Consider the following 12,592-nt stretch of genomic DNA (forward strand, 5'->3'; position numbering starts at 1 on the left):
AAAACACCGATCCATTTGGATCGGTGTTTTATTTTTAAAAGATATTAAATACAGCGTTTAATTGAAGTAAGCTAATAACAGCTAAGAAAATTAAACTGTATTTCATTGCTGTTTTAAATAGAGCAGATTCTTTACCAACTAGTCCAACTGCGGCACAAGCAACTGCTACAGATTGTGGTGAAACCATTTTTGCCATTGTACCACCTACTACATTTAAGGCAACGAGTGTAGAAGGAACGATGTTTAACTGGTCTGCTGTTACTGCTTGAAGTGGTGCAAATAAAGAACCACTTGAAACTACTGAACCTGTAATGAATACGCCAATCCATCCTAAGATTGGAGAAAGAACTGGGAATGCATTACCAGTAGAAGAGAATGCAAGTCCAAGTGTAGATGACATACCAGAGTAGTTCTCTACGTAAGCTAAAGCGATAACGCTACAAATTGTATATACTGGAGCTTTTAATTCTTTCATTGTTTCAATCATTAATTCTTTAACCATTTTACCTTTTACGCGGTAAACGATAAGTGAAACGATAATTGCTAGTACAATCGCAGTAGTTGTAGAAGAGAATACATCGAATTTGAAAACAGCTGCGAAAGGTGTATCAGCTTTTGTAATTGGTGTAGTTTTCATAACAGCATTATGAAGACCAGGGAACTGAATGTTAAATACTAAGTTTGCTAACGCACCATCTGGAGCAAATAAAGCTTTAATCGGTTTTAAGTTAAAGATTGTTACAAATGCAGTTAAGAATACGAATGGAGACCAAGCATATAAAATTTGATTGAATGTATGTGATACTTTAGTTTCTTGTTTTTCTTCTTTAGTAGAAGATTTTGGTTGCCAAACACGTAAGAATAATGCAAGAGCAATCATACTTACAACGGCTGCGAAAATGTTAGTAAGTTCTGCACCTAAGAAGTAAGTTACAAGGAACTGAGTAATTGCGAAAGAAACACCACTTACAAGAATACCTTGCCAAGTTTCTTTAATACCTTTAATTCCATCGACCATTGAAACAAGTAAGAAAGGTAAGATGATACTAATGAAAGGTAAAATAAGAACAGTTTGACGACCGATAGTTAATGCGTCAAGTTCAGTTAATTGTGCTGGTACTGTAACTGGAATACCCATAGCACCCATAGCACCACCAGCGATATTAGCTACTAAACAAATACCTGCTGCTTTTAATGGGTTAAATCCCATACCTACAAGTAGTGCAGCTGTAATAGCAACTGGAACCCCTAGACCAGCTGCGCCTTCTAAGAAAGCACCGAAAGAATAAGCGATTAATAATACTTGTAAACGTTGATCATTTGTAATGCTTGAAATACTATCGCGAATAATATTGAATTGCTCTGTTTTAACAGTTAATTTGTAAAGGAAAATTGCGGCGATAACGATAGTACAAATTGGATAAAATCCAGATAAAACACCGAATCCGGCAGATGCTACAGCTACTGTTGCTGGCATTTTATAAACAAATATTGCAAGGATAATAGCGACAATCACACTATAAAGACCAGCCATGTAACTTTTCATTTTGAATCCCATTAAACAAATGATGAAACAAAAGATTGGAAGTGCTGCGATTAGTGCAGATAACCAAATATTGTTTAATGGGTCATAAATTTGTGTCCAAGTACTCATAATAATGACAACTCCTATCTATTATATGTGAAGAAATTCACATTATTTGTGAAAATATTCACAATCAACTTACATGCTTAGTATATTCTCCTTCAACACTATTGTCAACGTAAAAAAGTATAATTATTCCATAATAGTGTTAAAAGAAAAGCTTTGTTCATAAAGTAGACAAAAAACACACTCAAATGAATTTAAGTGTGCTGTATAAGTTATTTGCATATTATTTTGCTTATTCAGATGGCATGTTCCTTATAGGTGTATATTAGATGCCATCTTTTATATCGAGTATAAAGTTTGATATATGAACTGATTTGTCCTGTTTAATCTAGTGAGGGAGGAATGGTGAGTGGATTTAATAGGAAGTTTTGCACAACAGTCCAACCGCTTGCAATACGAATAAAAAATTAGAAACAAATTTTTAATACCACATCATCTCTTTTTACTGAAAATTCCTTTTAGCGTAACAAAGAGGTTAAGTATAGTTCAGCTACATTACGATAGGTTATCAATTATAGACGGTATTTTACAATACCGTTACTGTGCATTTCAATGAGGTGAAAATATAACAAAAAGCCTGATAAAACAACGTTTGCAAGCAAAGTATTCGTAGGCCATTATTTTGCTTTTTCGTTATATCATATAGTATAATATTCAAAATCAACAAGGATTTTTTCCTGAATTTTTGTTGATGAAAATGGAAAAATTTTTCGGCTTTATAGGTTGATAAAGTTATGTCGTAACAGGAAATATAAGAACAGATATATAAATAAATAAAAAGAACATAAAAACGCAAATAAAAACGAAAATGAGGGGAACTTTATGAGCCAAAATCAATTCGAATGTCGTATTTCAGAAGAAGATGTACAAATGTTAAGAGCGTTAGCTCACCCACTTCGTCTACGTCTAGTAATGGAACTTATGCAAAGAGGAACATGTAATGTAACACAACTACAGGAAGTATTAGAAATTCCGCAATCAACGGTTTCACAACATTTAACGAAGTTAAAGCAAAATAAAGTAGTGCGCTTTGAAAGACGAGGATTAGAAGTGTATTACCAAATCCATAATGATAAAGTAAGTGCGGTAGTAAAAACATTATTTTCTTAAAATTTGAATATTATGGAAAAAGACGTGTAGAATATACGTCTTTTTTTATTTGTCAGAAAGGTAGCGAGAGAGTAAATATTAGCATGTGAGGAAGAAATGACTATCAATCAACATGCTGCTTTACGGAATATATTCTAAAAAGAAAAGAAAAAATAGAAAGGAGTGTAGTAAGCAGAAGGAGGGATATTAGTATGGATGTGAAACGTGTGAAACAAATCTTATCTTCTTCAAGTAGAATTGACGTTACATATGAGGGCGTACCAGTATGGATTGAGAGCTGTGATGAGCAGAAGGGGAGTGCTCAAGTGTATGATGTATCTAATCCTGGTGAGAGCGTTCATGTGGACGTGACAGCTTTAGAGGAGAAATAATAAAAAAGACGCTTCTAATTTTAGAAGCGTCTTTTTGTTATTCCATCATATGTGCAATTTTCTTAGAGAACATAAGAAGTACTAATCCCAGTACAATTACGATAATACCGATGCTTGCGAATACTTCTAAATATCCTAAAGATTGAGTGAAAGCGGCTAATTGTCCTGCTAATAAGTTTGCGAAGCCAGTACCAGCTAACCATACACCCATTAATAATGATGCTAATTTAACAGGAGCGATTGCACTTACCATAGATAATCCGATTGGTGATAAGAATAACTCACCGATTGTGTGGAACATGTAAGTGAATACAATGAATAGTAAGTTTGCTTTCATTGTAATGTTACCTTCATCGCTACCAGTTTTTAAAACAGCTAAAGTTAGAACTAAATATCCAATCCCTAGTAAAATCATACCTAATGCCATTTTTGTTGGGATTTTTAAATCACCATTTTTTGTTTTTGAAAGCTTAATCCATAACGCAGAAACAGGTAATGCTAGTAAGATAATGAATAGTGGGTTTACAGATTGGAACCAAGGTGTTGGAATTGTAAATCCACCAATTGTACGATCTACGAACTTATCTGTGTAAAGTGTTAAAGAACTACCAGCTTGTTCAAAGCCTGCCCAGAAGAATACAACGAAACAAGTTAAAATTAAAATTGCAACAGTACGTTTTTTCTCTTGTGGTGTTAAAGGTTTTTTCTCAACAGCTTTTGCATTTTGTTCTTTAGATTTTTTACCCACAACTGTTGTTCCAGCTGATCCTAAGTAACGAGGTGCTAATAAGTTAAATGCAATCTGTCCAATAATCATACCGATACAAGCTGTTAAGAAACCGTATCTATAATCTGCGAAGTACCCGCAAATGAATGGAGCGATAAGAGCTCCTAAGTTAATCCCCATGTAGAAGATAGTGAAGGCACTATCACGACGAGAATCGTTGTCGCTATATAATTGACCTAATAAAGTCGAAATATTCGGTTTGAAGAATCCGTTACCGATAACTAATAATCCTAATCCTAAAAATAGTCCAGTTTTCGTATTCATTGAAAATAGTACGAAGTTACCAAGCGCCATAATGATACCACCAATAGTAATGGCATGTCGCTTCGTAATGAAATGGTCAGTTAACCAACCACCAATAATAGGTGTGAAATATACAAGCATTGTGAAAATACCGTAAATTTGAACTGCAACTGCTTTATCAAATCCTAAACCGCCGCTTACTAAGCTCGTTGTTAAATAAAGAACTAATAAGCCACGCATTCCGTAATAACTAAATCTTTCCCATGCCTCTGTAAAGAACAACAAGTATAACCCTGGTGGATGTTTTTTTGGTGATTGTTGCTCTCCAGCTTTGTCTAATTTTAAAGCTGCATCCATGTTTGTTTCCCCCTAATCCTGTATAACGGATATTTATGTAATCATTTTAATTTACAAAATATTTAGAAGTCAATAGAATTATATGGAAATAGAAAGAAAATTTCTAAAAAAGTTCTATTTTTCTTCAACCGTTACTGTATTTTGCCCTGAAAACGAGATGATAAGCGTTTTCAAATGTAATAATTGAATTCTAAAAGAAAATAAAATAGTGATTAATCAGAAAATTTAGATTAAAAAATCTATTCTGATATAAAGAAAATATATTCTATTTACTTTTATAATATAACATATTGGGAATAAAAATACAAAATGAAATAATGTGACACTTCAGTGAAATGAAAAAACCAGCTCCATCAAAGAGAGAGCTGGTTAGAATAAAATTATTTAACAAAGCGTTTTTCGATATCATCTAGTAATAGGTTAGCAGCCATTACACCGCCAGCTGTATTCCAAATAACATCGTCGACTTTGTATGCTTTACCATTTTTTACGGCATTTAAATTTTTAAATAGAGGATCGTTTATGTATTCTTTTTCTAATTCAGAGCCTTTTTTCTCATTTCCTTTATCGAATGTGAAGTAGAATAATACGTCGCCATCCATTGCAGAAATACGTTCTTTAGATACGTTACGCTCTGCAAAGTCGTCTTTATTTTGATCGCCAGGGCGTTTAAATCCAAGCTCTTTTAAAATAACACCAGAGAATGTATCACCATGATAAATACGAACATCACCAGGCATGAAACGAACCATAGAGATTTCTTGATTTACTTTATCGCCAAGTTTGCCTTTTAAATCTTTCATACGTGATTCGTAATCAGATATAACTTTTTGACCTTCTTTTTCTTTATTTAATGCTTTTGCATAAAATTTGAAGTTATCTTTCCATTCACCACGTAATGTTTCAGAGAATACAGTAGGTGCAATTGCTTTTAGTTGTTCGTACACTTTTTCGTGGCGCATTTTGTTACCGATAATTAAGTCTGGTTTTAAAGAAGCAATTGTTTCAACGTTAACTTGTCCTTCATCACCAACAACTTTTACATCTTTCATTTTATCCTTAATATGTGGATACCATGGGTCACCAGTCCAAGACTTTACAGCACCAACTGGTTTCACACCTAATTCAAGTAAAGCTTCAGTTCCTTCATTTGTTAAGATAACTACACGTTTTGGATTAGCAGGAACTTCTGTTTTACCCATTGCATGTTCTACAGTAACCACTTCTTTTTTATTATCTTCTTTTGTAGATTCTTCTTTGTTATTTGATTTTCCACAAGCGCTTAAAAGCATTGAAAATGCTAGTAAAAATACAAATACTGTAAACGATTTCTTCCGCATGAAATTCATTATGTACCCCCTACATGTTGAGAATATTTTTCAATAGCAAGCATGATATTAAGCCTTTATCTTTTGATTGTCAATACATATGGTTGAAAATAATTCTCATTTCCGTTGACAATAAGAATTAAGTTGAAATACACTTACAACGTATCATTATACATTGAAGGGGAAACGCTGCATGTTATTAAAAACAAATCAAGCAAAATGGATTGGATTATTTGTTGGAATCATTGCAGTCGTTATTTGTATTTGGGGAAGTATTATTTTCGGATATACAAATACGAGCTGGAAATTAGCGCTAGATGCTTTTTTCCATTTTAATGGTTCTAATGAACATATTATTATTCAAAATGTGCGCCTTCCAAGGGCACTTATAGCAGCAAGTGTTGGTGCTAGTTTAGCCATCGCGGGTTGTCTTATGCAAACTTTAACTAAGAATCCACTTGCTTCTCCAGATTTTATTGGATTAAATTCAGGTGCTGCGTTCTTCATAGTTGTAGCAATTGTAATCTTTTCAGTAACATCATTATCAGCTTTCACATGGATTGCCTTTTTAGGAGCGGCGGTTGCCGCTGTACTTGTATTTGCTTCTAGTTCTTTAGGAAAAGAAGGGACTACTCCTCTGAAGTTAACGTTAGCAGGGGTCGCAATTAGTGCGTTATTTTCATCATTAACACAAGGATTACTTGTGTTAAATGAAAAAGCACTTGAAGAGGTATTATTTTGGCTTGCCGGATCTGTGCAAGGGAGAAAGTTAGAAATTTTACAATCTGTATTCCCATATTTATTAATAGGATGGATTGCGTCTCTTATGATGGCAGGGAAAGTAAATACATTGATGATGGGAGAAGACGTGGCGAAAGGACTTGGACAACGAACAATTTTAATGAAATCATTCGTGTTACTTATTATTGTACTGTTGTCTGGTGGTTCAGTTGCAGTTGCTGGCCCAATTGGATTTATTGGAATTATTACTCCGCACTTTGCTAGATTTCTTGTTGGAGTTGACCACAGATGGAGAGTGCCCTATAGCGGATTGTTAGGTGCAATACTACTAATATTGGCTGATATAGCAGCAAGATATGTCATTATGCCACAAGAAGTACCAGTAGGAGTTATGACAGCATTTATTGGAGCACCGTTCTTTATTTATATTGCACGTAAGAGAGGGCTTAGCAAATGAAGAAATATATTCCGTTTCGTATAGGAAAAGGCGAGCTCTCGTTTTTAATGTATAAACGAGCTTGTCTCGTCTTGTTAAGTTTACTAGTTGTTTTAATAGGATTATTCTTTGCGAGCGCAGGTATGGGAGACATGAAAATTGCTCCTTATGACGTATGGCAAGCAATTACCGGAAATGGCGATGCAATGTCAAATATGGTTGTAAATAAGTTTCGTATGCCGCGTATTTTAATTGCTATCCTCGTAGGAATTGCGCTTGCGGTAGCGGGCTGTATTTTACAAGGGCTCGTTCGAAATCCACTTGCTTCTCCTGATATCATCGGGATTACGGGCGGGGCAAGTGTCGCAGTTGTATTATTTTTAGCGCTATTTAGTGATAAAAATAATGCACTAACGGTAAGTATTCATTATATGCCGCTCGCAGCTTTTGCAGGAGCAACGATTGTAGCGGTTTTTGTATACTTATTTGCATGGAAAAATGATGGATTATCACCAATTAGTCTCGTTTTAATTGGTGTTGGATTTTGGGCATTAACGAAGGCGGCGACAACGTTATTTATGTTGCTAGCACCAATTTATCAAGCGAGCCAAGCGAATGTATGGATTACGGGTACCGTTTACGGCTCTTCTTGGCAAAATGTTATGGTACTTGCGCCTTGGGTTCTCATTTTAACAGTAATATCATTTATCGCAGCTAGGCATTTAAATGCACAAGAGCTAGGGGATGATATAGCGGTAGGACTTGGGGTTCCTTTAACGAAGTCGCGTGTATTTATGTTATTACTTAGTACAGCTTTAATTGGTGGTGCGGTAGCTTTTGCCGGAGGGATTGGATTTGTCGGTTTAATGGCACCTCATATTTCACGAAGATTAGTTGGTTCTTTATACGGTGCATTACTCCCAGTTGCAGCTATTGTCGGTGCAATTCTAGTACTTGCTGCAGATTTAATAGGGCGTACAATTTTCACACCACTTGAAATTCCAGCAGGGGTATTTACATCAGCAATTGGTGCACCTTATTTCATTTATTTACTTTATAAAAGTCGGAATTCATAAAGGGAGATGAATATGCAAAAAGCATTGGAGACGAAACGCTTGACGTTGTCTTATGGTGAAACAATTATTATTGATGAGCTGAACTTAGAAATTCCAAAAGGAGAAATTACAATTTTTATTGGTTCTAACGGTTGCGGGAAATCAACTTTATTACGTTCACTAGCCAGATTATTAAAGCCAACAAATGGTGATATTTTGTTAGATAATCAAGCAATTCAAAGTATGCAAACGAAGCAAATTGCTCGTCAAATGGCGATTTTACCGCAAGGGCCACAAGCACCAGAAGGACTTACAGTATTACAACTTGTAAAGCAAGGGCGTTATCCATATCAAACATGGCTGAAGCAATGGTCAGAAAAAGACGAGGAAATGGTACAGAAGGCACTTGCAGCAACAGGTATGACAGAATTTGCTGAGCGTGATGTGCATGCTCTTTCAGGTGGGCAGCGTCAACGTGCTTGGATCGCAATGACACTTGCACAAGATACAGATATCATTTTACTGGATGAGCCAACTACATACTTAGATATGACTCACCAAATTGAAGTGCTAGATTTATTATTCGAATTAAATGAAACAGAACAAAGAACAATTGTTATGGTATTACATGATCTGAATTTAGCATGCCGCTATGCAGATAACATTGTAGCAATTCAAGATAAACAAATATATGCACAAGGTAAACCTGAAGAAGTGGTAGATGAGAAACTAGTACGTGATGTATTCCGAATGGAGTGTCAAATTAGTACGGATCCGTTGTTTGGAACACCGCTTTGTATCCCTCACGGAAGAGGAAGACGTGTAATTAAAGAAGTTGCTCAGGCAATGAGATAAAAAAACGATGAGTGAGTCATCGTTTTTTTTATTTGGTACAAGAAAATAACAGGAAGAGAGGAATACGTAAGCGACGTTTATACTCTTCTTCATCTTGAAAATAGGTTGGATTTGGTGTAGCTTCTTTTAATGATGTAATGGTAAATCCGGCTTGCTGTAATAATGTGAAATACTCTTCCGTTGTACGATGATATTTAATAACTTCTTGGTCAATCCATGGTTCAACCCGTTTGCCTAGTTTAAAATAATCATCGACGAGCCAACTCGTTCTTTTACCACTTGTTTGTAAGCTTTCAAATGAAGAAGTAATAACGGGATGTTGAACACTAAAGGTAAAGGTGCCATTTGTTTTTAAAGTTTGAAACACATTTTGAAAAATGATATCAAGATGTTCAATATAATGTAAGGCAAGTCTAGAGGTTACTAAATCAAAAGTGGAAGAGGGATAGGTATAATCTTTGAGGTTTAAAAAATGAACAGATCCATTTTTATTTTCTAGTTGTTTTTTAGCTTTTCCATACATAAGCTCGGAGCCTTCAATGCCGGTGTAAGAGTAGCATCCCTTCTCTAATAATTCCGCACCAAACTTAGCATCACCACAGCCTAAATCGAGAATTTGTTTTCCTTGCACATGACCAATGAGCTGAAAGAATACTGGTTTTTCAATGGATTCATTTGGGCTATTTTCTCGGTATCTTCGTTTCATATATTGTTCGAAAAATGCTGTGTTATTGTATACATCAGATTCTGTAAATGCCATGTTTGAAGCCTCCCTAAATATTTTTTTAATTCTATCAAATATGAAAAGTAAATGATAGATTTATTGTAATGAATCATATATAATCTAGAATTGTAAGCGGTTACTTTAAACTATTTTTCTATAATAAATTCTGAAAACGTGTTAAGCTAGTAGAGGGATTATTAGAACTATTAAGACAATAATCCGCTTACATGAACGATGGGAGGCTTCACAATGTCTAGTAAAACACTTGCGAAATTTTTAGAAGAAAATTTAGAGGATTTAAAATCAAAGGGGCTTTATAACGTAATTGATCCGCTTGAGAGTTCGAATGGACCAATCATTACAATTGGCGGAAAAGAATATATTAACTTATCTTCAAACAACTATCTTGGATTAGCAACAGATAGCCGTTTGCAAGAAGCAGCAATTGGTGCTATTCATAAGTACGGTGTTGGAGCAGGGGCTGTTCGTACAATTAACGGTACTTTAGATTTGCATATTAAGTTAGAAGAAACAATTGCAAAGTTTAAACATACAGAAGCAGCGATTGCTTATCAATCAGGATTTAACTGTAATATGGCAGCGATTTCAGCTGTTATGGATAAAAATGATGCGATTCTTTCAGACGAATTAAATCATGCATCTATTATTGACGGTAGTCGTCTATCAAAAGCAAAAATTATTGTTTATAAACATTCTGATATGGAAGATTTACGCCAAAAAGCAATCGCGGCGAAAGAATCAGGTCTTTATAATAAATTAATGGTAATTACAGACGGTGTTTTCTCAATGGATGGAGATGTTGCAAAACTACCAGAAATTGTTGAGATTGCAGAAGAGTTAGATTTAATGACATACGTAGATGATGCACACGGTTCAGGTGTACTTGGAAAAGGTGCAGGAACTGTAAAGCACTTCGGTCTTTCTGATAAAGTTGATTTCCAAATTGGTACATTATCAAAAGCAATTGGGGTAATTGGTGGATATGTAGCAGGGAAACAAAACTTAATTGACTGGTTAAAAGTTCGTTCACGTCCATTCTTATTCTCTACAGCATTAACACCAGCTGATGCGGCAGCTTGCATGAGATCAATTGAAATCTTAATGGAAAGCACAGAGTTACATGATCGTCTATGGGAAAATGGTCGCTATTTAAAACAAGGGTTAAAAGAACTTGGCTTTAACATTGGGGAAAGTGAAACGCCAATTACACCTTGTATTATTGGGGACGAAGTATTAACACAAGAATTTAGTAAACGTCTAAATGAAGAAGGCGTATACGCAAAATCTATCGTGTTCCCAACTGTAGCAAAAGGAACAGGTCGTGTTCGTAATATGCCTACAGCAGCTCATACGAAAGAAATGTTAGATGAAGCAATTCGTAAGTATGAAAAAGTAGGGAAAGAAATGGGCATCATTTAAGTAACGACATCTTTTGAATAGCTTGCAAATGAGGAGTGGGGAAAATGAAAAAAATTCTAGTAACCGGTTCTTTAGGGCAAATTGGTTCTGAACTAGTAATGAAACTTCGTGATGTATACGGCGCATCAAATGTTATTGCAACAGATATTCGTGAAACAGACAGTGAAGTAGTAACGTCTGGTCCATTTGAAACGTTAGATGTAACAGATGGACAAAAACTACATGATATCGCAAAGCGTAATGAAGTAGATACAATTATTCATTTAGCAGCTTTACTTTCAGCAACAGCAGAAAAAAATCCGTTATTTGCATGGAATTTAAATATGGGTGGACTTGTAAATGCTCTAGAAGCAGCTCGTGAATTAAACTGTAAGTTCTTCACGCCAAGTTCTATCGGTGCATTCGGTCCATCGACGCCAAAAGATAATACACCGCAAGATACAATTCAGCGTCCTACTACGATGTATGGGGTAAACAAAGTAGCAGGAGAATTACTATGTGATTATTATCATCAAAAATTTGGCGTAGATACGCGCGGTGTCCGTTTCCCAGGTTTAATTTCTTACGTAGCTCCTCCAGGAGGCGGAACAACTGATTATGCAGTTGAAATTTATTATGAGGCGATTAAAAAAGGTGCATACACCTCATACATTGCTGAAGGAACGTACATGGACATGATGTATATGCCTGATGCTTTACAAGCGATCATTTCATTAATGGAAGCTGATCCAAGTAAGCTAGTGCATAGAAATGCATTTAACATTACAGCAATGAGCTTCGAGCCAGAGCAAATTGCAGCGTCAATTCGTAAACACATTCCGACGTTTACAATGGATTATGCAGTAGATCCAGCTCGTCAAACAATCGCTGATAGCTGGCCAAACTCTATTGATGCAACAGCAGCAATGAAAGAGTGGGGCTTCAAAGCAGAATACGATTTAGATAAAATGACAACTGACATGCTGGCTAAGTTAAAAAAAAAGCTCACAGCTGAGTTAGTGATGAATTAATAGGAAGAGTCGATTCTTAGGAATCGACTCTTCATCATTTTTGGAGGGAGAGAAGCCTTATGCAGAGAGTTGATGTCGTATATGCACTAATACATGACGAAGAAACAGATAAAATATTAATGGTACATAATGTAGAACAAAACGTTTGGTCATTGCCAGGCGGGGCTGTGGAAAAAGGTGAAATATTAGAGGAAGCACTAATAAGAGAAGTGAAAGAAGAGACAGGTTTAACTGCTGCGTTAGCTGGACTTGTTGCGATTAATGAAAAATTCTTTGAAGAATCAGGGAATCATGCGCTATTTTTTACATTCCGAGTGAATGTAGTAAAAGGTGAACTTATTGCGGAAGATGAAGGTGAAATTTCTGCAATAGAGTGGGTGGATCGAACAATTGCGAATGAGCGCTTCTCATACTATGACGGAGGATTTGAATCTTTGTTAGAAGTAGCCATTCCATACAAGTTTCAACCAGAAACAAAGTAATT

The 12,592-nt window shown here is 35.5% G+C and carries 12 protein-coding genes; 8 read left to right on the forward strand and 4 right to left on the reverse strand.

Annotation, left to right across the window (positions count from 1 at the left end; genetic code table 11):
- Positions 1-34: 34 nt before the first annotated feature.
- Positions 35-1,654 carry an L-lactate permease gene (locus AC3EMB_RS03250; protein WP_016083562.1) on the reverse strand — a complete coding sequence of 540 codons (1,620 nt, stop codon included), beginning with the start codon at positions 1,652-1,654 and terminating at the stop codon, positions 35-37.
- A gap of 819 nt (positions 1,655-2,473) precedes the next feature.
- Between AC3EMB_RS03250 and AC3EMB_RS03255 the strand changes: the two genes are divergently transcribed.
- Entirely contained in the window at positions 2,474-2,761 is a 288-nt protein-coding gene (locus tag AC3EMB_RS03255) for an ArsR/SmtB family transcription factor (RefSeq protein ID WP_000081428.1), read from the forward strand.
- Between the two features lie 191 nt (positions 2,762-2,952).
- Positions 2,953-3,132, forward strand: coding sequence for an acid-soluble spore protein H (locus AC3EMB_RS03260; protein ID WP_000382679.1), 180 nt, complete (start codon positions 2,953-2,955; stop codon positions 3,130-3,132).
- Positions 3,133-3,169: 37 nt separating this feature from the next.
- On the opposite strand, the gene AC3EMB_RS03265 is transcribed toward AC3EMB_RS03260, so the two are convergent.
- Together AC3EMB_RS03265 and AC3EMB_RS03270 are read right to left on the reverse strand one after the other, a co-directional pair.
- On the reverse strand, positions 3,170-4,519 hold the full coding sequence (locus AC3EMB_RS03265; protein WP_000338315.1) for a peptide MFS transporter: 1,350 nt from the start codon (positions 4,517-4,519) through the stop codon (positions 3,170-3,172).
- A gap of 380 nt (positions 4,520-4,899) precedes the next feature.
- On the reverse strand, positions 4,900-5,868 hold the full coding sequence (locus tag AC3EMB_RS03270; protein WP_488517458.1) for an ABC transporter substrate-binding protein: 969 nt from the start codon (positions 5,866-5,868) through the stop codon (positions 4,900-4,902).
- Positions 5,869-6,040: 172 nt separating this feature from the next.
- Between AC3EMB_RS03270 and AC3EMB_RS03275 the strand changes: the two genes are divergently transcribed.
- Genes AC3EMB_RS03275 through AC3EMB_RS03285 form a run of 3 tightly spaced genes read left to right on the forward strand, consistent with a single transcriptional unit; the run spans position 6,041 to position 8,934 of the window.
- On the forward strand, positions 6,041-7,045 hold the full coding sequence (locus AC3EMB_RS03275; RefSeq protein WP_000925211.1) for a FecCD family ABC transporter permease: 1,005 nt from the start codon (positions 6,041-6,043) through the stop codon (positions 7,043-7,045).
- A complete protein-coding gene (locus AC3EMB_RS03280; protein WP_000760057.1) occupies positions 7,042-8,100 on the forward strand; it encodes a FecCD family ABC transporter permease in 1,059 nt (352 codons plus the stop codon). Before AC3EMB_RS03275 ends, AC3EMB_RS03280 begins: the two co-directional genes overlap by 4 nt.
- Before the next feature lie 12 nt (positions 8,101-8,112).
- Positions 8,113-8,934, forward strand: coding sequence for an ABC transporter ATP-binding protein (locus tag AC3EMB_RS03285; protein WP_488517459.1), 822 nt, complete (start codon positions 8,113-8,115; stop codon positions 8,932-8,934).
- Positions 8,935-8,962: 28 nt separating this feature from the next.
- Here AC3EMB_RS03285 and AC3EMB_RS03290 read toward each other — a convergent pair whose 3' ends face one another.
- Positions 8,963-9,694 carry a class I SAM-dependent DNA methyltransferase gene (locus AC3EMB_RS03290; protein WP_000885974.1) on the reverse strand — a complete coding sequence of 244 codons (732 nt, stop codon included), beginning with the start codon at positions 9,692-9,694 and terminating at the stop codon, positions 8,963-8,965.
- A 213-nt stretch (positions 9,695-9,907) separates the two neighbouring features.
- Between AC3EMB_RS03290 and AC3EMB_RS03295 the strand changes: the two genes are divergently transcribed.
- Genes AC3EMB_RS03295 through AC3EMB_RS03305 form a run of 3 tightly spaced genes read left to right on the forward strand, consistent with a single transcriptional unit; the run spans position 9,908 to position 12,590 of the window.
- Positions 9,908-11,098, forward strand: coding sequence for a glycine C-acetyltransferase (locus AC3EMB_RS03295; RefSeq protein WP_000095906.1), 1,191 nt, complete (start codon positions 9,908-9,910; stop codon positions 11,096-11,098).
- Positions 11,099-11,142: 44 nt separating this feature from the next.
- Positions 11,143-12,108: an L-threonine 3-dehydrogenase gene (locus AC3EMB_RS03300; RefSeq protein WP_000723125.1), complete on the forward strand. Its 966-nt coding sequence runs from the start codon at positions 11,143-11,145 to the stop codon at positions 12,106-12,108.
- Between the two features lie 59 nt (positions 12,109-12,167).
- Positions 12,168-12,590, forward strand: coding sequence for an NUDIX hydrolase (locus AC3EMB_RS03305; RefSeq protein WP_095691423.1), 423 nt, complete (start codon positions 12,168-12,170; stop codon positions 12,588-12,590).
- The last annotated feature ends 2 nt before the right edge of the window (positions 12,591-12,592 follow it).

Source organism: Bacillus sp. LQ16, from assembly GCF_057784645.1.